Source organism: Kitasatospora sp. NPDC056783, from assembly GCF_042789895.1.
Taxonomy (GTDB): domain Bacteria; phylum Actinomycetota; class Actinomycetes; order Streptomycetales; family Streptomycetaceae; genus Kitasatospora.
The window spans coordinates 1-23,735 of sequence record NZ_JBHUAF010000102.1 but is presented as its reverse complement, the minus strand read 5'-3'; the positions used below and the strand labels follow the sequence as shown (position 1 = coordinate 23,735).

Below are 23,735 nucleotides of genomic sequence, written 5' to 3'. Positions count from 1 at the left end.
CCTCCGGCGCTGTCGAGGTCCCGCTCGGCGGCGGGATCGGCCGGATCGGCCCGGTGCGAGGCGGTCGAGCGGTCGACGGGTGGCACGGCCGGCCCGCCGACGCGGCCACCCGGAACCGTCCGGGAACCGTCCGGGCGAGGGCCCGGCGAGAGCCGGACGCGGGCCGGGCGAGAGCCGGGTCGTGCGGTGCGCGGAGCAGCGGCGCGACCCAGGAAGCCCGCACGGCGCTCCTCCGCACGCCTTCACCGTCGTCGCTGCGGGCCGTCTCCGCTCGGCGGCGCGTCCGAACGGACGACTGGGACGGCGGCGATGGGGCGCCGGTTCGGCGCCCCCGCAGTCGATGTCCGGGACGTCAACGGCCCAGGGGGCAACGGCCGGAACCGACGCCCCGGAGCCCATCAACGCCCCGAAGTCGACGCCCCGGGCTCAGCACCCCGGGCTCAGCGCCCCGATACCAGGTCCGCGACCCGCGCGATCGGAGACGTGGTGGCCCGGCCGGCCGCCTCCTGCCGGTCCGCGGCATGGTAAGCGGCGTACATCGCGTGCACTCCCAGCCAGCGCAGCGGTTCCGGCTCCCAGCGCCGCACGGTGTGGCCCACCCACGGCAGCCCGGTCAGTTCGGTGTCCCGGCCGAGCACCAGGTCCCGCAGGGTGCGGCCGGCCAGGTTGGTGGTGGTCACCCCGCTGCCGACGTACCCGCCCGCCCAGCCGAGCCCGCTCACCCTGTCCAGCTCGACGGTGGCGCACCAGTCCCGGGGGACACCGAGCACACCCGCCCAGGCGTGGTCGATCCGGGCGTGCGCGGCGGCCGGGAAGAACCGGTCGAGAATCCGGCGGAGTTGGCGCACCGTCTCCACCTGGGTGCCGCCGTCCGAGTCCGTCCGCGAGCCGAAGCGGTACGGCACTCCCCGCCCGCCGAGCGCGATCCGGTCGTCGGCCGTGCGCTGCGCGTACATGTACGCGTGCGCGAAGTCGCCCAGCACCTCGCGGCCCTGCCAGCCGGCCTCCGCCCAGAACTCTGCGGGCAGCGGCTCGGTGGCGACCATCGCGGAGTTCATCGGCAGCCAGGTCCGCTTCTCGCCGCGCAGACCGGCGGTGAACCCCTCGGTGGCGCGGAGCACCTGGTCGGCGGTGACGGTGCCGTACGGGGTGACGGCGCGCGGCCCGCGGTGGCCGGAGCCCGGCAGGATCGCGGTGACCGCCGTTCCCTCGTACACCTCGACGCCCAGCTCGCGCACGGTGCGGGCGAGACCGCGGGCGAGCCTGGCGGGCTGGATGCGGGCGCCGTGCCGGGTCCAGCAGCCGCCGATGGCGCCGGCCACGTTGACGCGCTCGGCCGTCTCCTGGGCGCTCAGCAGCTCGACCCGGCCTTCGCCGTAGGCCCGCTCGCCCTCGACGTGCTCCCGAAGGCGCGCCAACTGCGGCTTGCTGCGGGCGACTTCGAGCACGCCACCGCGAACGATGTCGGCCTCGATGCCCTCGGCGGCGGCGACGTCGACGACCTCGCCGACCGCCTCGTCCATCATCCGCTGCATCGCCGCCGCGCGCTGCCGCCCGTACCGCCTGGCGAACGCGCCGCGACCCGCGAAGCCGTTGTACAGCCAGCCGCCGTTGCGGCCGGAGGCGCCGTACCCGCAGAAGCGCTGTTCGAGGACGGCGATCCGGAGCAACGGGGCGGCCTTCTTCAGGTAGTAGGCGGTCCAGAGTCCGGTGTAGCCACCGCCGACGACGCACACGTCCACGTCCCGGTCCCCCGGCAAGCCGGGGCCCGCCTCGGGCACCCCGTCCGCCGCGTACCAGAACGACACCTGACCGTTGACCGCCGCCACCGGACACCTCCCACACCCTCGCTGACCTGCCCGGACGCTACCTCCGGAGGGTGGGCGGGGCCACCCCTCACAGTGCAAGGATCGCCGGGCCCGACCAGCCACCCTGTCAGTTCCTGTCAGCCCCGGTCAGTCGCGGTCAGTCCCGCAGCAGTTCCAGGGCCCGTGTCCAGCTGTACGAGCCGGGCACGAAGTCCGCGATCCGCACGCCCATCCGCCGCAGCTTCGCCAGGCTGTCCGCGTAGGCGGGGTGCGCCGCCTGGGCGGCGCTGAGGCACGGCTGCACGGCGACGGGGATGCCCCAGCCGTACGACTCGCAGAGGATGCCGAGGGCGAGGGTGTCCGAGATGCCCAGGGCCCACTTGTTGATCGAGTTGAAGGTCGCGGGCGAGACCACGATCGCGTCCGGATCGGGCAGCGGACGCGGCTCCCCCGGCTTCCGCCAGGCCGAACGGATCGGAAACCCGGTCTGCGCGATGATGGCGTCCGAGTCGATGTGCGCCATCGCGTTGGGGGTGGCCACCACCCCGACGTCCCAACCCCGTTGCCGGGCTTCGCCGATCAACTCCCCCACCCCGCCCGCGACTCCCGCCGCACACACGACGACGTACAACACCGGCTTCCTGGCCATGTTCAGTGATCCCCTCCGGTCACCGCCGACCGCGTGTCGGGTCGGCGTGCACCACCTTCCCAAACCGCTCGGGACGCGCACCCCACCACCCCGGTGCCAGCTGGTGGACGAGGGCGAGCCGTCGCCGACCGGGACGCCCTTCCCCGGTGGCAGCAGGAGACCGACGCCGACGTCTTCGAGACCGTCGAGCGCCAGGCCTGAACCCGGGCGGCCCCGCCCTCTTCGCCCCTCACACCCGCACCCGGACCGGCGGGGCAATGGAGGGCGGGGAGCAGCGGGAGGTGGTGGCACACACGGTGAGCTGTCTGGAACGCGGGCCGTCGAGGATCCGGATCGACCAGAGCACCGAATAAGTACCGCCACAGATCCCGCAGTTCGGCCGAGGTGGAGCAGCGGGCATCGGCGGCACGACGGGCATCGGGGGAGCCACCGGCGCGGGCGGAGTCGGCGCGACGAGTGGCGGCGGAGGCACGGCGGCCCAGACGGGGCCGTCCGGGACGAGGAGTGCGAAGTCGTGCCCGCACTCGGAGCAGGTGTCCAGCACCGCCTCGGTGCGCATGTCCCCGCACTGCGGGCAGAAGGTCACCGGCTGCTCGTCGGCGGCGGTGCTCTCGCAGCGCGAGCAGACGAAGTCCGGGTCGATCTTGGCGCGTTGGAAGATCGACCCGAGTATGAGCAGAGGGTTGGGTTCGCCGTCCCGCTCGTACGTCGACTGCACCACCGAGGCGATCGTCCTGAGACGCTTCTTCCGCCGCCGCAGCCGTTCGAGGTCCAGGTTCACCACCTTGGTCTGCCGGCAGTCCCGGCAGGTGCAGAGCGTCCGCACCGGCAGCCGCGAGCGGATGCCCAACTGCCGGTGCAGGAACTCGAAGGCCGTCCGGTCCTCCTCCGTGACCGCCACCTCGACCGAGCCGAGGCCGCCCGCGTTGAGGCGCCCTTCCACCACCCCCGCGAACCGGCCCACGGACAGCCCCGGTTCATCCGCCATGCCGCCCGGCCTGCTGCCCATCATCACCGGGATCGCCAGCAGCGAGCGGGCCGTGGCCATGTCCATCGCATGGAAGCCGGCCGGGGAGCGGAGGACGACGCGGTCGATGCCCGCCCAGAGGGACGGGCCGCCGGAGCGGCGCGCTCCGGACAGCCCTTCGGTGACCCAGGCGGCGACGCCTCCGACGAGACTCTGACCGGTCTCGTGATGCCGGGCCAGGGTGTCGGCCCGGGGCGCGGCGGCCCACCAGCGGGGCTGGGGGAAGCCGGCCGCCGGGTCGAGCCCGGTGAGTGCCCGGTCGAGGGCGAGCAGCGTCGTCTGGAACGCGGCCACGTACGGGTCCTGCACGCCCAGTGCGATGACCGAGACGGCCCGGTCGGTCAGGTGCAGGGACACCGAGGTGTGGACGCCGCCGGCGGGCACGAGCTGGAGCCGGGCCGCGAGCGGCACCTGGTCGGGCAGGAGCATCGCGGAGCGGACGGCGGAGCCGCGCCGGGCCTCGACCACGGTGGCCATCTCCGAGGTGATCTGGAAGCCCAGCGTGCGCAGCACGTCCACGGCGGCGACCCGGACGCGTCCGGTGTCGGCCTGGACGCGGCGCTCGGCGTCGAGCGTGATCGATGCCAAGGTTCCTCCGGGGGAACGGAATTGGTGATCGGGCGCGGGAGCGGACCGGTCTCAGCGCGCAACCGTAGCGGGTCCGCCCCGGCAGCACAGCACCCGTGTCACCGCATCGGCGTCACCCCACCAGTGCGGCCACCGCGTCCGCGCAGCCCCAGCTGAGGGTGACCCCGGCGCCGCCGTGGCCGTAGGTGTGGATGGTCCGGCCATCCGGCTCCGCTTCCAGGCGGGGCCCGCCGTGGCGGGCGGGCCGCAGGCCGACGACGTGGCCGATGACCCGGGCCCCGCGCAGTTCGGGGACGTGGGCCGTGCAGCGGGCGATGATGGCCTCGGCGGTGGCCGGGTCGGGCGCGGTGTTCCAGTCCCCCGGTTCGAAGGTGCCGCCGAGGACGACGTCGGCGCTGCGCGGGTGGACGTAGGTGTAGCCGCCCGGGTCGTCCTGGATGCGGGTCGAGGAGGGCAGTCCGGGGTTGCGGACCAGGACGATCTGGCCGCGCACCGGGTGCACGGCCTCGTCGCCGCAGAGCTGCCGGGCGGCGATGCCGGTGGCGTTGACCACCACGGGCGCCCAGACCCGGGCCTGGTCGAGGAGGTCGAGGCGGCGGTGGACGATCTCGCCTCCGTTGTCGATGAACCGCCCGAGCAGCCAGGGCAGGTAGAGCGGCATCTCGATGGCGGGGGCCGTGAACGACCAGCCGTCCGCGCAGTCCGGTCCGCGTTCGGCCGACGTCAGCCGGCGCAGGTCCGGGACGGCGGCGCCCCACCAGGGCTCGCCCGGCTGCCGCTCGTGTGCCAGCATCCGGGTTCTGCGCATCGAGACGCCGGGCACGCCCTCCTCCGCCTGGCGGGCGAACTCGGCGAAGGCGGTCGCCGACCAGTGCGCGACCGCGCCGCTGGTGCCCGTGGCGACCGGGAACCAGACGGCCGCGGCCACCGCCGAGGTGGTCGAGAGCAGGCCGTCGGCCGTCACCACGACGACTCGGAGTCCCTTCTCCTGGAGCCGGATCGCCGTGGTGAGCCCGATGACCCCACTGCCGACCACGACGACGTCCATCGCACCATCCATGGCGTTCTCCTCCTCCGACGGGCCGCCCGCCGGGGTGGCGGCAGCCGTCTTCAGGAAATCCGCTCGGCCTGGCATCCGTCCAAGACCAGATCTGTCCCAGGCTGATAAGCGGCCCTTATCATCGCCGGATGGATCTGCGGTTGGACCTGCGCCGGATGCACTACTTCTCCACCCTGGCCGAGGAGTTGAACTTCACCAAGGCCGCCCGTCGGCTGCACGTCGCGCAGTCGGCGCTCAGCCAGCAGATCAAGACGCTGGAGCGGCAGCTCGGCACCGAGCTGGTCGAGCGCACCAGCAAGGGCTGCGTCCTGACCCCGGTCGGCCGGGCGGTCGCCGAGGAGGCGCGCCGGGTGCTGGGTGAGGTGGCGGAAGCCGAGAAGCGGGTCGCGGCGGTGGTGCGGGGGCGGGAGGGGCGGCTGCGGGTGGCGTACACCCGCTCCGCGCGCGGCGGGGTCTGCGACGCGCTGGTGACCGAGTTCCGCAACCGGTACCCGAAGCTGGACGTCGTGCTGCAGACCGGCTGGACGTCGCACAACGTCGGGGAGCTGCTCGCCGGGCGGCTGGACGCGGCCTTCGTCCGGCCGCCGCTCGACGTCCCCGGGCTGGCCTGCCGGATCATCGCCGAGGAGGAGCTGCTGCTCGCCGTTCCGGCGGGCCATCCGCTGGCCCGCAGCCGGGCCCGGATCGGCCGGCACCGCATCGCCGACGAGCCGGTGGTGCTGTGGCCGCGCGAGAACGGGCCCGGGATGCACGCCCTGATCACCGGGCAGCTGTGGCCCGGCCGTTCGCCGCGGATCGTGCGCGAGGAGCCGGACGACGAGCAGCTCCTGCTGGCGGTGGCCGCGGGCTACGGCATCGCGCCGATCCCCGAGGGCCGGGCCCGGGTGTTCCGGATTCCCGGCATCTGTCTGCGCCGGCTCACCGCGCCGGTGCCGACCGTCACCCTGGGCCTCGCCCACGATCCGCGGACCGCCCCGCCGGCCGTCCAGCTCCTCCTCGCGATGGCCCCGCCGCTCGTGCCGGCCTCGGCACCGCCCGGAGCCGGAGAGCCGTGAGCCGGAGAGCCGTGAGCCGACGGCCCTGATCCGATGCCGGGGCCCGTGCCCGCCACCGTCATGCCGCGGGGGCGGGCACGGCCGTCGGGGGCGGGCTCAGCGGTCGGGGGCGGGCTCAGCCGATGGTGGAGCCGGTGACCGGGGCGGAGAGTTCGACGGTCCTGCCGTTCAGCGCGGTCTTGACGAACTGCCAGCTCAGGCCGTTGACGACGCCCTGGCCCAGCGGGGCGAAGGTGGCGAAGGCGGGCTGGCTGAGGTCGATGTGGGTGGAGTCACAGGAGGGACACTGGTCCTTCACCGGGACGGTGATGGTCTTGCCCTGGTAGGTCACCTTGACCGAAATGCCCTTGCAGAGCGGGTCGTTGTTCGGGTTGGCGGTGGTCCACCAGGTGTGCGAGACGGCGACCAGCATCTGGGTGGCGGCGTTGATCTGGGTGCCGCAGGCGCCGTAGCCGGAGTCGTTGTAGTAGGTGGCCTTGCCGGTCATGGGTGTGTTGATCGGGATCGCGGCACTGGCGGAGCCGGCCGCGAGGGCGACGAGGGCGGCCGCGGCGAGCGGGGCGCCCGCGAGGATCCTGAGGTTCTTGCCGATGACGCGCATGGTTCGTTCCCTCCGGTTGCCGTGCTGGTCACGAAAGTCTGAGCATGGGCATGACATTCAAAAGTCGACGGATTCGCACGGAAGTTCGTCGACCGGACGCCAGTCCCCGGAGAGGAAAGCTATGTGCCGGTCCGCATCGCGGTCCAGACCTCCGCGCTGTCGGCAGGAACACAAGGCGGGCGTCTTTACCCATGCGTCCGAAGGGGCGAAGATACGTGACCGCTTCGCCACGGAGGGTGTTGACAGGCCGTCACCCGAGCCCTCCGGAGGCCCCTCAGATGCGCACCACGTTCGCCGCCCTGCTCCTCGGCACCGTCCTGCTCCCGACCGCCGCGCCCGTCACCGCCGCACCGCTCACCGCCGGCGCGGCACCCCGCGAGGTGGTGAACCAGGGCTACAGCATCCCGGTCGCCGGCGTGACGGACCTCGGCGCGCTGCCGGTCCTCGCCGGCCTCGGGATGGACTTCGCCCGCCTGCTCGGGCAGTAGCGCTTCCCGCGCCACCACCGTCACCGAGCGCCATCACCGTGACCGAGCGTCATGGCCGCTCCGGTGTCCGGGCAGGCGCCGGCCCCGGCGCGGGAACCGCCCGCGCCGGCCCGGATTTCTTCCGCTCCGAAAATTAGTAACCCCCACACCCGGACGACAAGCCCGAACGCCCTCCCGCAGCGCGCCCGTCACCGGCCCGCCATCCGCGGCAACACGCCGAAAGAAACCGCAAGCGGCCGAAACGAAACCGCAACACCCTTTCCCACCAGCCAAGATGACGATTGACAGCAGGCCGGGCGGCTGCGCACCATGAGGCCCGAACCCATCCAGCAGCGACCCGGAAGGAGGGCCGATGCGCACCACCGTCCGCCCCGTCCCCCGCCGCTGCCCGCGCCGCTGTTGTCGCGCCGCGCTCGCGTTCTGACCGTCCGCCGAAGCGGACCACCGCGCCCGTACGCCGCGCACCGCCCTGCGGAGCCGTACGCCCCGAGCTGCCCGAACGCCCTTCTCCACACCCTTCGTTCATCACTCACCGTCACCGAACCCATTCCCGAAAGGGCCTCGCCATGACCACCACCGCCCCCAGCCCGGCCGCACTGCGCCTCACCCCCGTCGCCGGCCGGATCGGCGCGCTCGTGCACGACATACGCCTCGGCGGCGACCTCCCCGCCGAGACCGTCACCGCCCTCGAAGCCGCCCTGTACGAGCACAAGGTGCTCTTCTTCCGCGGCCAGCAGCACCTGGACGACGCCGAGCAGGAAGCCTTCGCCCGGCTGCTCGGCGACCCGGTCGGCCACCCCACCGTGCCCAGCGCGGACGGCCGCTACGTCTTCGAGCTGGACGCCACCAAGGGCGTGCGCGCCAACAACTGGCACACCGACGTCACCTTCGTCCCGTCCTACCCCAAAGCCTCGATCCTGCGCGCCCTGGAGGTCCCGCCGGCCGGCGGCAGCACCGTCTGGGCCAACACCGCGGCCGCCTACCAGGACCTGCCCGCCCCGCTGAAGGCCCTCGCCGAGAGCCTGCGCGCCGTCCACACCAACGACTACGACTACGCCGCCCGGCTCGCCCTGCGCCCCGAGCTGGCGAACAACCCCGAGGTCGCCAAGCTGTTCCGGGAGGTTTTCGTCTCCACCGCCTTCAAGACCGAGCACCCGGTCGTCCGGGTCCACCCGGTGACCGGCGAGAAGACCCTGCTGCTGGGCGCCTTCGCCCAGCGCGTCCAGGAGCTGTCCGGCGACGACGGCAAGGCGCTGATCGACCTCTTCCAGCGCTACGTGGAGCGGCTGGAGAACACCGTCCGCTGGGACTGGCAGGTCGGCGACGTGGCGATCTGGGACAACCGCGCCACCCAGCACTACGCGGTCGCCGACTACGGCGACGAGCCGCGCCTGGTGCGCCGGATCACCCTGGACGGCGACCTACCGGTCGGCGTGGACGGTGTCCCGAGCCGGCTGCTGGAGCCCGCCGAGCCGCCGCGGGTGCCCGGTCTGGTGCCCGCCGCGGAGCTCGAAACCGAAGGACTCGAAACCGAGAAGCTCAAGGCCGCGGGCCTCGACCCCGAGAAGCTCAAGGCCGCGGGCCTCGAAGCCGAGAAGACCGAAGCGGCCAACTGACCCCGACGGTCCGAGGAGAACGACGTCCGTGACCACGTCCACCGCCCTCCGCGCCGGCGACGACCGCCGGGAGGCCAACGCCTCCGCCGTCCTGCGCACGGTGCTCGACCACGGGCCGATCGCCCGCAGCCGGGTCGCCGCGCTCACCGGGCTCAGCGCCTCGGCCGTCTCCCGGCAGGCGGTGGACCTGGTCCGGCTGGGAATGCTCCACGAGCGGCCGGAGTTGGCGGTCGGCGGCACCGGCGCGCTGGGCCGCCCACAGCTCCCGCTCGACCTCGACCCGGACCGGCTCGCGGTGGCCGGGCTGCACATCGGTCTGCCGTTCACCACCATCGCGCTGCTCGACCTGCGCGGTCGGGTACTGCGCCACAAGCGGTTCCCCCACCGCGGCCGGACCGGGCCCGCGCTGCTGAAGGCGCTGGTGGCCCGGCTGCCCCGGCTGATCGACACCCTGCGCGGCCCCCGCACGGTGGTCGGGCTGGGCGCCGTCGCGGGTGGCTCCGTCGACCCGGACGAGGGCCTGATCCTCCACCACGAGCCGTTGGACTGGCGTGACGTACCGCTGGGCACGCTGCTGGCCGACGCCACCGGGCTGCCCGTCCGGGTGGACAACCACGCCCGGGCGCTCACCCTGGCGGAGATCCTCTTCGGCCACCCCGCGGCCCGCCGCAGCATGGCGCAACTGTTCGTCGGCCACGTGGTGGACGCGGCGCTGGCGGTCGCGGGCACCGTCCACGTCGGCCCGCCCTCCGCCATCGGCGGCCTCGGCCACCTCCCGGTCAGCGGCACGGTCACCGATCCGGACGCGGACAGCCGGGAGCGCTGCCACTGCGGCCGGCTCGGCTGCCTCTCGGTGGCCGCCTCGGACACCACGCTCTTCGCCGCCGCGGCCGCCGAGGGGGCCATCACGGAGCCCGACCGCGACCAGCTGATCGCCGCCGTCCGCCGGGGCGACCCGACGGCGAACCGGCTGGTGCGCAACCGGGCCCGGCTGCTCGGCCGCGCGCTCGCCCTGCTCGCCGACGTGGTCAACCCCGACCTGCTGGTGCTGACCGAGCACTTCACCTCCCTCGATCCCGCCCATCTCGACGTCGTCCGGGCCGAGTTCGCCCTGCACTCGCACCTGGACCGGGACGCCGGTCTGCTGATCACCCAGCGACACGGCCCGGACGTCCTCGCCGTGGCCGCCGGCGCTCCGGTGCTCGGCGAGCTGTACGCCCGGCCGGTCCGGGCGCTCGCCGCACCCCAGGCCGGCCGGCATCCGTAGCCGCGCGCCCTCCACAGCCATCCGCCGTCCGCAACCGCCCCCGAAGGACCGCCATGACCGCGCTCCCCCGTCCCCCCGTTCCGAGCCGCCGCGCCCTGCTGCGCGCGGGCCTCGCCGGAGCCGGCCTGCTGACACTCGCGGGCTGCCGGTCCGCCGTCGAGCACGCGCGGAACGCGGCCGCGGCGGCGGACGCCACCGGCTCCCCGCGCCGGGGCGGCGTGCTGACCGTCGCCACCGGCATCGACGTCACCCCGAGCCTGCTCTTCGCCCAGAGCGCCAACACCCTGGTCCAGCGGCTCGCGTTCAACACCCTGACCAGGTACGACGACAAGCTCCAGCCGCAGCCCGAGCTCGCCACCGCCTGGGACCTCGCCCCGGACGGCCTGAGCGTCACGCTCAAGCTGCGCGAGGACGTGCTGTTCCACAGCGGCCGCCGGTTCACCGCCGACGACGTCGTCTTCGCCGTCAAGAACCTCCAGAACCCGGCCCGCTCGGCCCAGTTGCGCTCCACCGCGGCCACCGTCACCGACTTCCGCAAGAACGGCGACTTCGAGCTGACGCTGGTGCTCGCCCACCCGGTGAGCAACCTCTTCGACCTCTTCGAGTTCATGATCGTCCCGGACCGGGAGTCCGTCGAGGAGGCCGTCGCCGGCACCAAGCTGATCGGCACCGGACCGTTCACCCTCACCGAGCGCAAGCCCGGCTCCTCACTGACCTTCGCCCGCAACGACCGCTACTGGAACCCCGGCCGCCCCCACCTCGACGGTGTGGAGATCCGGATCATCCCTCAGGCCGAGTCGCTGCTCTCCTCGCTCAAGACCGGCCAGACCCACCTCTCCTACAACGTCCGCGGCAAGGACGTCGCCACCCTGCGCACCGATCCGCGGTTCCGGATCCACCCGTACGACACCGGCTCCGGCGCCTACTACATCGGCGTCAACACCACCGCCGAGCACGTCGGCGACAGGCGCGTCCGCCAGGCCATCGCCTGGGCGATCGACCGCGACCGCCTGGTCCAGCAGGCCCTCGGCGGCTACGGCAGCGTCTCCTCGGCGCCCTGGCCCCAGTCCTCCCCCGCCTACACCGAGGCCGGCGCCACCCACTACCGGCACGACCCGGACCGGGCCCGGGCGCTGCTCAGGGAAGCGGGCGCGGAGCACCTCACCCTGCCCTTCGCCCACTCCAACGAGGCCGGGCCGACCGCGATCGCGCAGATCCTCCAGTACGACCTCCAGCAGGTCGGCATCGAGACGGTGCTCCAGCCCACCGACTCGCCGACCATGCAGAAGCAGCTCATCTCCCAGTCCATGCCCGCCCTGTGGTCGCTCAGCCACGGCTTCGCCCAACTCCACCCCGCCACCCTCGCGGTGAGCGCCTACCCCTTCAACGAGGCCAAGAACAGCTCGCGCTTCACCTCCCCCGCCTACACCGACGTGGTGCAGCGGGCCTGGAACCGCGGCGACAGCGACGGCCCCGAGGCCAGGGCGCTCTACCAGCGGATCACCGACGTGCTGCTGGAGGAGCAGTTCGTGATCGACCTCGCCATCGCCGGACTGATCGAGGTCGCGGGCCCCCGCGCCCGCGGCGCCACGCTCAACAAGTTCGGCTACCTCAACCTCGACGACGCCTACCTCACGGCCTGAGCAGGACGGCCCCGGATACCCATGCGCACGTTCCTCCTGAAACGCCTCCCCAGCGGACTGCTCGTCCTGGTCCTCGCCTCCTTCCTCGTCTTCCTCATCCTCCGGCTGATCCCCGGCGACCCGGCCACCACGCTCGCCGGACCGGACGCCACCCCCGCCACCGTCGAGGCCGTCCGCTCCCGACTCGGCTTGGACCAACCACTGTTCAGCCAGTACACGAGCTGGCTCGGCCGACTGCTGAGCGGCGACCTCGGCCCGAGCTACGCGATCGGCGGGCAGGTCACCGACCTGATCGGCAACGGCCTCGGCGCCACCGCCCAACTCACCCTCGGCGCCCTGCTGCTGGTCGTGCTGATCGCGCTGCCGCTGGCCGTGGTCGGCGCCACCACCCGGCGCCGCCCGGTCGCCGCCACGGTCCAGGCCGTCACCACCGGCGTGCTGGCGATTCCGCCGTTCGTCACCGGCGTGCTGCTGGTGCTGGTGTTCGCCGTCGGCTTCGAACTGCTCCCGGCCGGCGGACACGAATCGCTCCTGACCGAACCGGACCTGGCCGTGCAGTACCTGGCGATGCCCGCCGTCTGCCTGGCCCTGCCCAGCGCCGCCGTGCTGGCCCGCTACCTCAAGGACGCCATCGAACGCGCGCTCGCCGAGGACTACGTCCGCACCGCGACGGCCCTGGGCGTCTCCCGCCGGCGGATCGTCTGGCGGCACGCGCTGCCCAACGCCCTGCCCTCCGCCGTCACCGTCCTCGGCCTCCAGGTCGGCCACCTCGTCGCCGGGGCCGTCCTGGTGGAACGGATCTTCGCCTGGCCGGGTCTCGGCCAGCTGATCGAGCAAGGCGTGGTGCGCCGGGACTACCCGGTGGTGCAGGACCTGCTGCTGCTCGTGGTGGCGGTCTACGTCGCCGTCCAACTGCTCACCGACCTGGCCTACACCTGGCTCGACCCCCGGATCCGCTGGGAGTGACCTGATGACCACCGCCACGATTCCCCTCAAGTCCGCCGCACCACGCGGCCGTTACCGCACCGCGCTGCTGAGCGGGCGCGGCCTGACCGGCCTGGCCCTGGTCGGCGTCGTCGCCCTCGCCGGTCTGCTCGCACCCCTGCTCACCGGCACCGACCCGAACGCCCAGAGCGCGCTCGCCCTGGCCGGCCCCGGCGTCGACCACCCCTTCGGCACCGACGACCTCGGCCGCGACCTGTACAGCCGGGTGCTGCACGGCATCGGCACCGACCTCGCGCTGATCGTCACCGCCGTCCCGATCGGCGCCCTGCTCGGCTGCTCGGCCGCCCTGCTCGCGGCCACCTCCCGGTGGGCCGACCTCGCCGTCCAGCGGGCCTTCGACCTGCTGCTCGCCTTCCCCGGGCTGATCCTCGCACTGGCCGTCACCGCCGTTCTCGGCCCGGGCCGCTGGCCGGTGGTGATCGTCATCGCACTGGCCGAGATCCCCGGCTTCGGACGGCAGTTGCGGGCCGGCATCCTGGTCCAGCGGGAGCGCGAGTACGCCCTGGCGGCCCGGGTCGGCGGGGCCTCCCGAACCCGGGTGCTGCTGCGGCACGTGCTGCCCAACGCCGTCGACCCGCTGATCGTGCAGACCGCCGTGGCCCTCTCGCTCGGCGTGTTCATCGAGGGCGCGATGAGCTTCCTCGGCCTCGGCGTCCGCCCGCCGGAGCCCACCCTGGGCAGCATCCTCAGCCAGTCCGTCGCCTACCTGGCCACCGACCCGGCCTTCGCGGCCGCCCCGCTGGCCGCCACCACCGCCCTGGTGCTCGGCTTCACGCTGATCGCCGAGGCCCTGAACCGGGGGATCCGCCGATGACCACCGTGCTCCGCGTCACCGACCTCACCGTACGGTTCGGCGAAACCCCGGGCTCCGGCGCCGGCACCACCGCCGGCACCGCCGCCGTCGACGGCGTCAGCTTCGACCTCGAAGCGGGCGACACCCTGGGCATCGTCGGCGAGTCCGGCTCCGGCAAGTCCACCACCGCGCTCGCCCTGCTGCGGATGCTGCCGCCCGGCGGCCGGATCACCGCCGGCTCCGTCGAGCTGGCCGGCCAGGACCTCGCCGCCCTCCCCGAGGACGCGCTGCGCGCCCTGCGCGGCCGGCGGATCGCCATGGTCTTCCAGGACCCGATGTCCTCGCTCAACCCGGTCCTCACCGTCGGCCGCCAGCTGGACGAGGCGCTGCGCGCCCACGGCGGAAAGCTGCGGAAGGCCGAACGGCAGGCCCGTGCCGCCGAGTTGCTCGACCTGGTCGGCATCCCGGACGCCACCGGCCGGCTGCGCGACCACCCGCACCAGTTCTCCGGCGGCCAGCGCCAGCGCGTCATGATCGCCCTGGCCCTGGCACACGACGCCGAGGTGCTGGTCGCCGACGAACCGACCACCGCCCTGGACCCGACCGTCCAGCGGCAGATCCTGCGCCTGCTCGCCCGGATCAACCGGGAGACCGGCACCGCCCTCGTGGTGATCAGCCACGACCTCGGGGTGATCGCCCGGACCTGCCGCCGGCTGCTGGTCATGCGGCACGGCCGGGTGGTCGAGCGGGGTGCCACCGCCGAGATCCTCACCCGCCCCGAACACCCCTACAGCCGCGAGCTGCTGGCGGCCGTTCCCCGCCTGGACGAACCCTCCCGGGCAGCCGCCAACAGCACCCCGGGCACCCAGCCGCTGCTCACCGTCCGCGGCCTGACCAAGACCTACGGCTCGCGGCGGCGCGCCGTCACCGCGCTGCACGGCGTCGACCTCGACCTCAACCCCGGCGAGACGCTGGGCCTGGTCGGCGAGTCCGGCTCCGGGAAGTCCACCCTGGCCCGGGCCCTGGTCCAAGCGCACGCGCCGACCGGCGGCAGCATCCGCTTCCGCGACCGGGAGATCGGCCGCTCACCCCGGCGCGACGTCCAACTCGTCTTCCAGGACCCGTACTCCTCGCTGAACCCCCGGATGACCGCCGGGCAGATCATCGCCGAACCGCTGATCGCCCACCGCCTCGGCGACCGGGAGCAGCGCGCCGCCCGGGTCGCCGAACTACTGGAACAGGTCGGCCTGGACCCGGCCACCGCCGACCGCCACCCGCGCGCCTTCTCCGGCGGACAGCGCCAACGCATCGGAATCGCCCGGGCGTTGGCACCCGAGCCGAGCGTGCTGATCTGCGACGAGCCGGTCTCCGCGCTGGACGTCTCGGTCCAGGCGCAGGTGATCGAACTGCTCGCCCGGCTCCAGCGCGAACTCGGCCTGGCCATCCTGTTCATCGCCCACGACCTGGCGGTGGTCCGCCGGGTCAGCCACCGGATCGCCGTGATGCACCGCGGCCGGATCGTCGAGACCGGGCCGGCCGACCGGGTGGTCACCGCGCCCGAACACCCCTACACCGCCGAGCTGCTGGCCGCCGTCCCGGTCCTGGAACCCGCCGCGGCCGCTCTCTGAACCCGCCCGCACCCTTCGGAGCCGCCCCATGAGCACCGCACCCGAGCCGAACCCGCAGTCGGCCCCACAGTCGGACCCGCAGCCGGACCCGCACCGCCGCGACCCGTACGCCGGGTTCCCCGGCACCGTCGGCCGCACCTTCGCCGAGTCCACCCCCGCCTGGCCGCGGCCCGTCCGCCCGCGCGAGGGCGCGCCCAACATCGTGGTCGTCCTGATCGACGACATGGGCTACAGCGACATCGGCCCGTTCGGCGCCGAGATCCCCACCCCGACCCTGGACCGCCTCGCCGCCACCGGCGTCCGGCTCGCCAACTACCACACCATGCCGCTCTGTTCACCCGCCAGGGCGGCCCTGCTCACCGGCCTCAACCCGCACCGGGTCGGCTACTCCTTCGTCGCCAACGCCGACCCCGGCTTCCCCGGCTACGGCATGGAGGTCGCCGGGGACATACCCACCCTGGCCGAGCTGCTGCACGACGCCGGGTACGCCACCTACGCGGTCGGCAAGTGGCACCTCACCCGGGACTCCGCCTCCAGCGCCGCCGACAACCGCTCCAACTGGCCGCTCCAGAAGGGCTTCGACCAGTACTACGGCGTCCTGGAGGGCCTCACCAGCCTCTTCCACCCGCACCAACTCGTCCGCGACAACAGCCCGCTGGACATCGACGAGTTCCCCGACGGCTACTACTACACGGACGACATCACCGACCAGGCCATCAAGATGGTCACGTCGCTGCGCGCCCACGACGACACCAAGCCGTTCTTCCTCTACCTCGCCCACAACGCCGTGCACGGCCCGCTCCAGGCCAAGCCCGAGGACCTCGCCCGCCACCGGGGCCGCTACGACGGCGGCTGGGACGAACTGCGCCGCACCCGCTTCGCCCGCCAGCTGGCCGCCGGCCACTTCCCGCCCGGCACCGAACTGCCCGAGCGCAACTCCGAGGCCGGGTACGAGGTCGGCCCCTGGGACGAACTCACCGACGTCCAGAAGAAGCTGTACGCCCGCTACATGGAGGTGTACGCGGCGATGGTCGACAAAGTCGACCGGAACCTCGGCCGGCTCACCGACACCCTGGCCGCCCTCGGCGAACTCGACAACACCGTCATCGCGTTCACCAGCGACAACGGCGGCACCGGCGAGGGCGGCGCCGAGGGCACCCGCAGCTACTTCAGCCGCTTCGTCCACCACCCCGGCCTCCCGGACGACTGGAACCCGGACGTCCAGCGCGAGATCGACCTGATCGGCGGCCCGCGGAGCCTGGTCCACTACCCCCGCGGCTGGGGCATGGCCTCCAACACCCCGTTCCGCCTCTACAAGGGCCAGACCTACGCGGGCGGCGTGCGCGTCCCCTTCGTGCTCTCCTGGCCGGCCGGCCTGCCCCGGGCCGAGGAGGACAGCGGCGTCCGCGCCCAGTACCAGTACGTCACCGACATCCTGCCCACCCTGCTCGAACTCGCGGGCCTGGAACGGCCGTCGGTACGCCGCGGCCAGCCGGTCCAGACGCTCGACGGCATCAGCTTCGCCTCCGTGCTGCGCGACGGCGCCGCGCCCAGCACCCACCCCGAGCAGTACTGCGAGATGACCGGCAACCGCAGCTACTACCGCGACGGCTGGAAGCTCGTCACCCTGCACCGCCCCGGCACGCCGTACGACGACGGCGAGTGGGCGCTGTACGACCTGCGCACCGACCCCACCGAGATCCACGACCTCGCCGCCGAACACCCCGACCTCGTCAAGGAGTTGTCCGCCGCCTGGGAGGCCGCGGCCTGGCGCGACGGGGTCTTCCCGCTCGCCGACGGCAGCGGCGCCCTCGCCCTGCGCGGTCCGGAGGCCGAGCGGCTGCGCCGCCCGGTCACCCTGCTCGCCGGCACCCCCGAGCTGGAGCGCTACCGCTCCTCCCGGCTGGTCTCCTTCCGCTCCTTCACGGTCGAGGTCACGCTCGACGGCTACCAGGACGGCGACCAGGGCGTCCTGGTCTCGCACGGCGACCAGGGCGGCGGCTACAGCCTCTACGTCGAGGACGGCCGGCTGCGCCTCGCCTACAACCAGTACGGCGACCTCCTGGAGGCCGACGGCGGCCCGCTGCCGGCCGGCACCCGGCTGATCACCCTGGAGGCCACCGCGGTCGCCGACCTCAAGTGGGAGTTCCGGCTGTTCGTCGACGGCCCGGCCGCGAGCGGCGCCGAGGGCCTGGCCGAGGGCGGCCCCGGGGACCACGCCACGGGCGGCACGGAGGGCCTGGCCGCCGGCGGCACCGGCCGCCCGCTGCTCGGCCCGGTCCACCAGCTGATCGGCATGGCGCCGTTCCAGGGCATCAGCGTCGGCATCGACCGCAAGTCCCCGGTCTCCTGGCCGGTGCACGAACGCCACCGCTCCTTCCGCTACACCGGCGCGCTGCGCTCCGTCCGCTACCTGCCCGGCGAACCGGCGCCGTACGACCCGGAGACGGTCGCCCGGGCCCTGCGCGAGGCGGCGGCGGCCTTCGAGTAGCCGACCGGTCGACGGCAGGTCCCCGATCCGCCCGCCAAGGGCCTGTCTCCTGGGCCCTCGGCGGGCGCGCGACGCTCCCCCGGCCCGGCGGCCAGGAGGTGCCCCCACCCCCGCCTCGCGGTGCACGCACCCCGACACCGCACCCCGACGCCGCGCCCTGATCCGGCAAAATCCAGGAGACCGGCCCGAGATCCGCCGCTCGGGTTACCCTCGTCCCGCGCGGGCGATCACTCGCGCGGACTTCCGAGGGGGATACGGATGATCGGGGACCTGCTGCCGGACGTCGTGGTGACCGAGGTGGCCTACGACGACCCACCGGAGGCCCGGCTGGAGCCCGAGGAGGAGCCGGCCGTCGCCCGGGCCGTCGACAAGCGGCGCCGTGAGTTCACCACCGTCCGGCACTGCGCCCGGGGCGCCCTGGCCCGGCTCGGCGTCCCGTACCGCCCGCTCGTCCCCGGCCTGCGCGGCGCGCCGAGCTGGCCGGACGGCGTGGTCGGCAGCCTCACCCACTGCGACGGTTTCCGCGCGGCCGCCGTGGCCCGGGCCGACGCCCTGCTCTCCCTCGGCATCGACGCCGAGCCGGCGCTGGCGCTGCCCGAGGGTGTCGAGGAGGCCGTCGCGCTGCCCGTCGAGCGGCAGCGGCTCGCCAAGCTGGCCGCCGAGTACCCGGGCGTGCCGTGGGACCGCGTCCTGTTCAGCGCCAAGGAGTCGGTGTACAAGGCCTGGTTCCCGCTGACCCGGCTCTTCCTCGACTTCAGCGAGGCCGAGCTGAACCTCTCCCCCGACGGCACCTTCACCGCCCGGCTGCTGGTCCCGGGCCCGGTGGTCGGCGGCCGGCGGATCGACGGTTTCGAGGGCCGCTGGGCGGTCCGGGACGGGCTGCTCGCCACCGCGATCGCCGTCACCCACTGAGGCGCCGACGCCCGGCATATCCTCGACCCCGTGACGGTGACCTATGTGATCGACGGCGATGAGATCAAGACCCTGGAGGACTTCTGGGACGTGGTCGGGCGGACCATCGGGGTCGACGGCTACTTCGGCCGCAACCTCGACGCCTTCGCCGACTGCCTGCGCGGCGGCTACGGCACGCCCGAGGACGGCGACTGGGCCGTCGAGTGGCGCCACCACCGGGTCTCCCGCCGCAACCTCGGCTACCCGGAGACGGTCCGGCAGCTGGAGCTGCGGCTGGCCCGCGCCCACCCCACCAACCGCGCGCACGTCACCGCCGAGCTGAACGCCGCCCGGGCGGGCAGGGGGCCGACGGTCTTCGACCGGCTGGTCCGGATCATCGAGGAGGAACACCCGGGCGGCCTGCGCCTGGCGTGAGCACCGGTTCCACGGCGGTCGGCGCACGACCGCTCACAGGCGCCCCTCAGTGACGCCTCCGTTCACAGCAGCTCCTCCCGGCGCGGCCGCTCACAGCACGTCCGAGAGCCGTACGAAGCGCCGCCCCGCCGCCAGCAGTCCCGGCACCGCCGCCGCGACCCCGGGGGCGGTGCCGCCGCCCGGGTGGTTCATGTGCCCGATCACGATCGCGCCCCGCGGCGCGGCGGCGACCTCCTGCCGCACCTCGCCGGCCGGCAGCGTCGCCCCGCCGTCCCCGTTCACGGTGAAGCCCGCCACCCGCTGGCCCAGGTCGGCGACCACCCGGGTGGCGACGTCGTCGTAGTGCGCGGTGCCGGAGCGGAAGAACCGGGGCGGGTGCCCGAGCAGCCCGGCGAGCTTCTCCGCGTTGCCCGCCACCTCGTCGTACACCTCACCGACGTCGCCGGTGCCGGCGATGCCGTAGGCGGATCGGCCGGTCACCGAGAGCGGGCGGTGCAGGGTGCCGTGGTTGCCGATCTCGAACAGCGGGTCGGCGGCGAGCTGTCCGAACTCCTCCGGGTTGGCGTCGATCCAGCGGGCGTTCAGGAAGAGCGTGGCCGGTACGTCGCGCTCCCGCAGGAAGTCGATCAGGTCGGCGTCGTAGCCGTTGCCGCCGCGCCCGCCGCAGGCGTCGAAGGTGAGCGCCATGGCGCTCTCGCCCTCCGGCAGCTCGGTGATCACACCGGAGACCTCCAGCCCCCACTCGCTCGGGGCCAGGCCGCCGTAGCGTTCCACCACCTCGTCCCGGGTCGGCTCGTGCGGCTGCTGCTGCGCGGGGTCGGACGCGGACGTGGACGTCGCCGGGCCCGACGGCGTCGCGGCGGCTTCGGCGGGCCCGTCGGACGGCGCCGTGGACGCCGCGGCGGACGGTATCGCCGAACCCGCCGGGGCGGAGACCGGGGGCGAGGACGAGTCGGAGCCGGGCGGCCCGGCCCGGCACCCCGTCAGCGCCCCTCCGGCCACCACCATGAGCAGCGTCCGCCGACTCACCGACACGGCCGCCTCCCGTCCGATCACTGTTCCGACCAGCGGTCATATAAACCGATGACATCACTATGAACGGGCCACTCGTCACTCCCCGCAACTCGCTGCCACCCGGGACCGGCCCCTCTTCACCGGTTCGCCCCGCCCCCGTGGGCCCCGAATCACCTCCGGTTCACTCACCCGGGTAAGCACGCGAGCGACCCGCGCCCGCTCGATCCGCCCGCCCCGACCCGGAGGCCCCGATGCCGCCCGAGCCCAGCAGCCCGCGCCCCGACCAGCCGTCCGCGAGCCCCGCCGCCCCACCGGCCACCGCCCAGTCCGACGAGCCCGGCCGGTCCCCTCGGCCGGCCCGTCGCGACCTGCTCCGCACCGGTCTCGCCACCGGCGCCGCCACCGCCCTCGGCCTCGCCGCGGCCACCGGCCCGGCCCACGCCGCACCCGCCGACGCCGCCCCCGCCCCGGGCACCACCGCCGCCGACCGCGTCCTCACCCTCACCGGCCACCTCCCCACCGGCGCCCCCGACTTCGTCCACCTCCCGGTCGAAGTCCCCGCCGGCGTCCGGGAGATCGCCGTCTCCTACGGCTACGACAAGCCGCAGGTCCCGCCCGGCACCCCCGGCAACTCCTGCGACATCGGCATCTTCGACGAGCGCGGCACCGACCTCGGCGGCCCCGGCTTCCGCGGCTGGTCCGGCGGCTTCCGCACCGAGTTCGCCCTCGCCCGCGACGCCGCGACCCCCGGCTACCTCCCCGGCCCGATCAACCCGGGCACCTGGCACGTGGTCCTCGGCCCCTACCAGGTCGCCCCGCAGGGCCTGGACTACCACGTCCAGGTCACCCTCCGGTTCGGTGCGCCCGGGCCCCGGTTCACCCCGCGGTACCCGGCGGAGCGGGCCCGCGGCCGCGGGCGGGCCTGGTACCGGGGCGACTGCCACCTGCACACCGTCCACTCCGACGGGCGGCGCACGCCCGAACAGGTCGCGGCCGGAGCCCGCGCCGCCGGCCTGGACTTCATCGTCTCGACCGACCACAACACCAGTTCCTCGCACGCCGTCTGGGGCCCGCTGGCCGGCCCCGACCTGCTGATCCTCCCGGGCGAGGAGATCACCACCCGCAACGGCCACTGGCTGGCCCTCGGCCTGGAGCCCGGCCAGTTCGTCGACTGGCGCTACCGCTCGCGCGACGAGGAGTACCCACGCTTCGTCCGTCAGGTCCACCGCGCCGGCGGCCTGGTGGTGCCCGCGCACCCGTACTGCCCGTACGTCGCCTGCCAGTGGAAGTTCGGCTACGAGCAGGCGGACGCCGTCGAGGTGTGGAACGGCCCCTGGACGTACGACGACGAGTCGGCGGTGGACACCTGGGACGGCCGGCTCGCCGTCGCCCTGCGCGAGGGCCGCCCCTGGCTGCCCGCCATGGGCAACAGCGACGCCCACAGCGAGCCGCAGCCGATCGGATCCCCGCACACCGTGGTGCTGGCCGAGGACCTCACCCGGGACGCGGTCCTCGACGGACTGCGCGCCGGGCGCAGCTGGCTCGCCGAATCCTCGGCGGTCACGCTGGAGTTCACCGTCACCGGGAACGGCCGGCGGGCGGGCATCGGCGAGGAGCTGACCGTTCCGGCCGACGCCCCGCTGGACGTCCGGCTCACCGTGTCCGGGGTGCCCGGCGGGACGGTCCGCTTCCTCACCGACGAGGGGCAGCTGCACCAGGAGTCGCTGCCGGCCGGCGGCTCCGGCACCGTGATCTGGCGCACCACCGCCTCGCTCGCGGCCTACGTCCGGGCCGAGGTGCGGCACCCGAAGGCGGACGGCACGCCGGGCAGGGGCAACTCGATGGGCCCGGACCTGCCCTGGGGCCCGATGGCCGCGCTCACCAACCCGATCGTGCTGCGCGTCGGCGACCGTTGACGGTCCTCCGGAGCCCCGCTCCACGACCCCGACTCCCCGCCGACCCGCCCAGGAAGCGGGTGGGGGACGACTCGGACCACCCGTTTGGACTAGGTTGATCCCCGAAACGCATCAGTCGTAGGGACGAGGCGGTCGGTTGTCCGATGCGGGCCGACCAGCCCCTTCGCACGCCGACCGCCCGCCCCGGCTACCCGCCCGTCCCCGGCCCGCGAAGGGATCAGCAGCTGTGAACCGTACGACCGAAGGTGGGCCGGAGCTCGGGGGCGGCCGGGGCGCCGGGGGCGTCCTCGTCCTCGTCGACCCGGCCGGGGCCGGGAACAGCCCGGTCGCGGAGCTGCTCGCCCGGGAACTGACCCCGAGCGTCCACCTGCGGACGGACGACTTCCTGCGGGTCATCCACAACGGCCCGCTCCCGCCCGACCTGCCCGAGGCCGTGCGCCAGAGCGCCACCGCCCTGGCCGCCGCCGCCCAGGCCGCCTTCGCCTACGCCACCCGCGGCTACCGGGTCGTGGTGGAGGCCGCCGCCGCGCCGGCCGCCCTCGACACCTTCCGCCGCGAGAGCCGCACCACCGGCTCCGCCCTCCACTACGTCGTGCTCCACCCCGGCCCGGCCCCCGAGGACGCCCCCCACGCCCTCGACACCACCGCCCTCACCCCCGAGACCACCACCGCCGCCGTCCTCCAGGCCCTCACCGACCGCACCCACCTCCTGGGCTGGTAGGGCCGCCCGCGCTCCGGTCGCTCGCCGGGCAACCGAAGGGGGCGTGCGGCGTCGCTTCGACCTCCCCCGACATCACCGCACGCCCCCTCTGTCACCTGGACACCGGGCGATCACGTACCGTGTTCAGGCCACCACAGGTTTGGGTACGTACCTCGGCGCACCCGACGGCCGGGCGCCCACCGAGCAGGAGACCCAGCGGCCCATGGACCACAACCGCATCCCCAAGACCGTGCGCCAGACCTATGGCGTCGACGACCTCAGCACCGCCCCGTCGTTCGCCGGAGGTTTCATCAACTTCGGTCACTGGCAGGGGATCGACCTGGCCGATCCGACCCCCGAGGACCGGGTGCACAGCCAGGAGCAGCTCTACCGGCGGGTGTTGCGGGAGTTCCCCGAACCGCGGGAACACCTGCGGCTGGCGGAGGTCGGCTGCGGCCGCGGCCTCGGGGCCGCCCTGGCCCTGCGGGAGTTCCGCTTCGCGGCGGTCACCGGAGTGGACATCCACCCCGACCAGATCGAGCGGGCCCGCGCCGTCAACGCGAGAGCACTCGCGACGTACCCCGATCGGCTGGCGTACACCCTCGGCGCGGCCGACGAACTCCCCTTCTCCGACGGCTACCTGGACGGCGTCTTCTCCGTCGAGGCCGCCCAGCACTTCCGCGAACTCACCGGCTTCGCCCACGAGTCCGCCCGCGTCCTGCGCCCCGGCGGCCGGCTGGTGGTGACGACGTTCTTCACCGCCCCCGGCGACGACGCCGTCGAACGCCTCAAGATCATGCTCGCCAGCTTCGCCGACGGCCTCGACATCGCCCACCCCCTCGACGACTTCGCGCTCGACCTCGTCCGAGCCGGCTTCACGGACGTCGCCACCACCTCCATCGGCGCCGACGTCTGGCCCGGCCTCGACCGCTACCTCGCCGACACCGTCCCACCCGCCCACTGGACCCGCCACTTCATCACCGCCTGGCGCGACGGCCTGATCGACTACCACATCGTCACCACCACCCGCGCCTGACCGCGGCAAGCACCACGGAGGCCC

Annotated in this window: 20 protein-coding genes; 14 read left to right on the top strand and 6 right to left on the bottom strand. The window is 74.0% G+C overall.

Annotated features, from left to right (window positions below):
- Window positions 1–440: 440 nt before the first annotated feature.
- From ACFRMQ_RS17265 to ACFRMQ_RS17250, 4 genes are all read right to left on the bottom strand, one after another.
- On the bottom strand, window positions 441–1,829 hold the full coding sequence (locus tag ACFRMQ_RS17265; RefSeq protein WP_380731302.1) for an NAD(P)/FAD-dependent oxidoreductase: 1,389 nt from the start codon (window positions 1,827–1,829) through the stop codon (window positions 441–443).
- A 136-nt stretch (window positions 1,830–1,965) separates the two neighbouring features.
- Complete coding sequence (locus tag ACFRMQ_RS17260) at window positions 1,966–2,457, bottom strand: flavoprotein (RefSeq protein WP_380731301.1); 492 nt, start codon at window positions 2,455–2,457, stop codon at window positions 1,966–1,968.
- 229 nt (window positions 2,458–2,686) lie between these two features.
- Window positions 2,687–4,072, bottom strand: coding sequence for a hypothetical protein (locus ACFRMQ_RS17255; protein WP_380731300.1), 1,386 nt, complete (start codon window positions 4,070–4,072; stop codon window positions 2,687–2,689).
- A gap of 112 nt (window positions 4,073–4,184) precedes the next feature.
- Window positions 4,185–5,132, bottom strand: coding sequence for an FAD-dependent oxidoreductase (locus tag ACFRMQ_RS17250; protein ID WP_380731299.1), 948 nt, complete (start codon window positions 5,130–5,132; stop codon window positions 4,185–4,187).
- Window positions 5,133–5,260: 128 nt separating this feature from the next.
- Here ACFRMQ_RS17250 and ACFRMQ_RS17245 point away from each other — a divergent pair, with 128 nt between their 5' ends.
- A complete protein-coding gene (locus tag ACFRMQ_RS17245; protein ID WP_380731298.1) occupies window positions 5,261–6,187 on the top strand; it encodes a LysR family transcriptional regulator in 927 nt (308 codons plus the stop codon).
- Window positions 6,188–6,302: 115 nt separating this feature from the next.
- Here ACFRMQ_RS17245 and ACFRMQ_RS17240 read toward each other — a convergent pair whose 3' ends face one another.
- Window positions 6,303–6,788, bottom strand: coding sequence for a cysteine/serine endopeptidase inhibitor (locus tag ACFRMQ_RS17240; protein WP_380731297.1), 486 nt, complete (start codon window positions 6,786–6,788; stop codon window positions 6,303–6,305).
- Window positions 6,789–7,066: 278 nt separating this feature from the next.
- Between ACFRMQ_RS17240 and ACFRMQ_RS17235 the strand changes: the two genes are divergently transcribed.
- From ACFRMQ_RS17235 to ACFRMQ_RS17190, 10 genes are all read left to right on the top strand, one after another.
- Window positions 7,067–7,276, top strand: a complete 210-nt coding sequence (locus ACFRMQ_RS17235; protein WP_380731296.1) for a hypothetical protein — start codon at window positions 7,067–7,069, stop codon at window positions 7,274–7,276.
- 566 nt (window positions 7,277–7,842) lie between these two features.
- The gene (locus ACFRMQ_RS17230) at window positions 7,843–8,892 is read left to right on the top strand and encodes a TauD/TfdA dioxygenase family protein (RefSeq protein WP_380731295.1); all 1,050 of its coding nucleotides are present in this window, start codon (window positions 7,843–7,845) and stop codon (window positions 8,890–8,892) included.
- Window positions 8,893–8,920: 28 nt separating this feature from the next.
- Window positions 8,921–10,159, top strand: a complete 1,239-nt coding sequence (locus ACFRMQ_RS17225) for an ROK family protein (RefSeq protein WP_380731294.1) — start codon at window positions 8,921–8,923, stop codon at window positions 10,157–10,159.
- A gap of 53 nt (window positions 10,160–10,212) precedes the next feature.
- The gene (locus ACFRMQ_RS17220) at window positions 10,213–11,802 is read left to right on the top strand and encodes an ABC transporter substrate-binding protein (protein WP_380731293.1); all 1,590 of its coding nucleotides are present in this window, start codon (window positions 10,213–10,215) and stop codon (window positions 11,800–11,802) included.
- Window positions 11,803–11,823: 21 nt separating this feature from the next.
- On the top strand, window positions 11,824–12,768 hold the full coding sequence (locus ACFRMQ_RS17215) for an ABC transporter permease (protein WP_380731292.1): 945 nt from the start codon (window positions 11,824–11,826) through the stop codon (window positions 12,766–12,768).
- Between the two features lie 4 nt (window positions 12,769–12,772).
- Complete coding sequence (locus ACFRMQ_RS17210; RefSeq protein WP_380731291.1) at window positions 12,773–13,621, top strand: ABC transporter permease; 849 nt, start codon at window positions 12,773–12,775, stop codon at window positions 13,619–13,621.
- A complete protein-coding gene (locus ACFRMQ_RS17205; RefSeq protein ID WP_380731290.1) occupies window positions 13,618–15,228 on the top strand; it encodes an ABC transporter ATP-binding protein in 1,611 nt (536 codons plus the stop codon). The genes ACFRMQ_RS17210 and ACFRMQ_RS17205 overlap by 4 nt, the downstream gene beginning before the upstream one ends.
- A 28-nt stretch (window positions 15,229–15,256) precedes the next feature.
- Window positions 15,257–17,719 carry an arylsulfatase gene (locus ACFRMQ_RS17200; protein ID WP_380731289.1) on the top strand — a complete coding sequence of 821 codons (2,463 nt, stop codon included), beginning with the start codon at window positions 15,257–15,259 and terminating at the stop codon, window positions 17,717–17,719.
- Between the two features lie 258 nt (window positions 17,720–17,977).
- Window positions 17,978–18,631 carry a 4'-phosphopantetheinyl transferase gene (locus ACFRMQ_RS17195; protein WP_380731288.1) on the top strand — a complete coding sequence of 218 codons (654 nt, stop codon included), beginning with the start codon at window positions 17,978–17,980 and terminating at the stop codon, window positions 18,629–18,631.
- Between the two features lie 30 nt (window positions 18,632–18,661).
- On the top strand, window positions 18,662–19,045 hold the full coding sequence (locus tag ACFRMQ_RS17190; RefSeq protein ID WP_380731287.1) for a barstar family protein: 384 nt from the start codon (window positions 18,662–18,664) through the stop codon (window positions 19,043–19,045).
- A 90-nt stretch (window positions 19,046–19,135) separates the two neighbouring features.
- Here ACFRMQ_RS17190 and ACFRMQ_RS17185 read toward each other — a convergent pair whose 3' ends face one another.
- On the bottom strand, window positions 19,136–20,080 hold the full coding sequence (locus ACFRMQ_RS17185; RefSeq protein WP_380731286.1) for a polysaccharide deacetylase family protein: 945 nt from the start codon (window positions 20,078–20,080) through the stop codon (window positions 19,136–19,138).
- Window positions 20,081–20,310: 230 nt separating this feature from the next.
- On the opposite strand from ACFRMQ_RS17185, the gene ACFRMQ_RS17180 reads away from it, so the two are divergent.
- The 3 genes from ACFRMQ_RS17180 to ACFRMQ_RS17170 all read left to right on the top strand — a co-directional run bounded on the left by ACFRMQ_RS17180 (window position 20,311) and on the right by ACFRMQ_RS17170 (window position 23,711).
- Window positions 20,311–21,975 (top strand): CehA/McbA family metallohydrolase, encoded by a 1,665-nt coding sequence (locus tag ACFRMQ_RS17180; RefSeq protein WP_380731285.1) that lies wholly within the window; start codon window positions 20,311–20,313, stop codon window positions 21,973–21,975.
- Window positions 21,976–22,201: 226 nt separating this feature from the next.
- On the top strand, window positions 22,202–22,696 hold the full coding sequence (locus tag ACFRMQ_RS17175) for a hypothetical protein (protein WP_380731284.1): 495 nt from the start codon (window positions 22,202–22,204) through the stop codon (window positions 22,694–22,696).
- A gap of 202 nt (window positions 22,697–22,898) precedes the next feature.
- The gene (locus tag ACFRMQ_RS17170) at window positions 22,899–23,711 is read left to right on the top strand and encodes a class I SAM-dependent methyltransferase (RefSeq protein ID WP_380731283.1); all 813 of its coding nucleotides are present in this window, start codon (window positions 22,899–22,901) and stop codon (window positions 23,709–23,711) included.
- The last annotated feature ends 24 nt before the right edge of the window (window positions 23,712–23,735 follow it).

Excerpts from the sequence above, each read along its gene's own strand:
- ACFRMQ_RS17260 (WP_380731301.1), bottom strand. The coding sequence starts at position 2,457 with ATGGCCAGGAAGCCGGTGTTGTACGTCGTCGTGTGTGCGGCGGGAGTC.
- ACFRMQ_RS17250 (WP_380731299.1), bottom strand. The coding sequence starts at position 5,132 with ATGGATGGTGCGATGGACGTCGTCGTGGTCGGCAGTGGGGTCATCGGG.
- ACFRMQ_RS17245 (WP_380731298.1), top strand. The coding sequence starts at position 5,261 with ATGGATCTGCGGTTGGACCTGCGCCGGATGCACTACTTCTCCACCCTG.
- ACFRMQ_RS17240 (WP_380731297.1), bottom strand. The coding sequence starts at position 6,788 with ATGCGCGTCATCGGCAAGAACCTCAGGATCCTCGCGGGCGCCCCGCTC.
- ACFRMQ_RS17235 (WP_380731296.1), top strand. The coding sequence starts at position 7,067 with ATGCGCACCACGTTCGCCGCCCTGCTCCTCGGCACCGTCCTGCTCCCG.
- ACFRMQ_RS17230 (WP_380731295.1), top strand. The coding sequence starts at position 7,843 with ATGACCACCACCGCCCCCAGCCCGGCCGCACTGCGCCTCACCCCCGTC.
- ACFRMQ_RS17220 (WP_380731293.1), top strand. The coding sequence starts at position 10,213 with ATGACCGCGCTCCCCCGTCCCCCCGTTCCGAGCCGCCGCGCCCTGCTG.
- ACFRMQ_RS17215 (WP_380731292.1), top strand. The coding sequence starts at position 11,824 with ATGCGCACGTTCCTCCTGAAACGCCTCCCCAGCGGACTGCTCGTCCTG.
- ACFRMQ_RS17210 (WP_380731291.1), top strand. The coding sequence starts at position 12,773 with ATGACCACCGCCACGATTCCCCTCAAGTCCGCCGCACCACGCGGCCGT.
- ACFRMQ_RS17205 (WP_380731290.1), top strand. The coding sequence starts at position 13,618 with ATGACCACCGTGCTCCGCGTCACCGACCTCACCGTACGGTTCGGCGAA.
- ACFRMQ_RS17200 (WP_380731289.1), top strand. The coding sequence starts at position 15,257 with ATGAGCACCGCACCCGAGCCGAACCCGCAGTCGGCCCCACAGTCGGAC.
- ACFRMQ_RS17195 (WP_380731288.1), top strand. The coding sequence starts at position 17,978 with ATGATCGGGGACCTGCTGCCGGACGTCGTGGTGACCGAGGTGGCCTAC.
- ACFRMQ_RS17180 (WP_380731285.1), top strand. The coding sequence starts at position 20,311 with ATGCCGCCCGAGCCCAGCAGCCCGCGCCCCGACCAGCCGTCCGCGAGC.
- ACFRMQ_RS17170 (WP_380731283.1), top strand. The coding sequence starts at position 22,899 with ATGGACCACAACCGCATCCCCAAGACCGTGCGCCAGACCTATGGCGTC.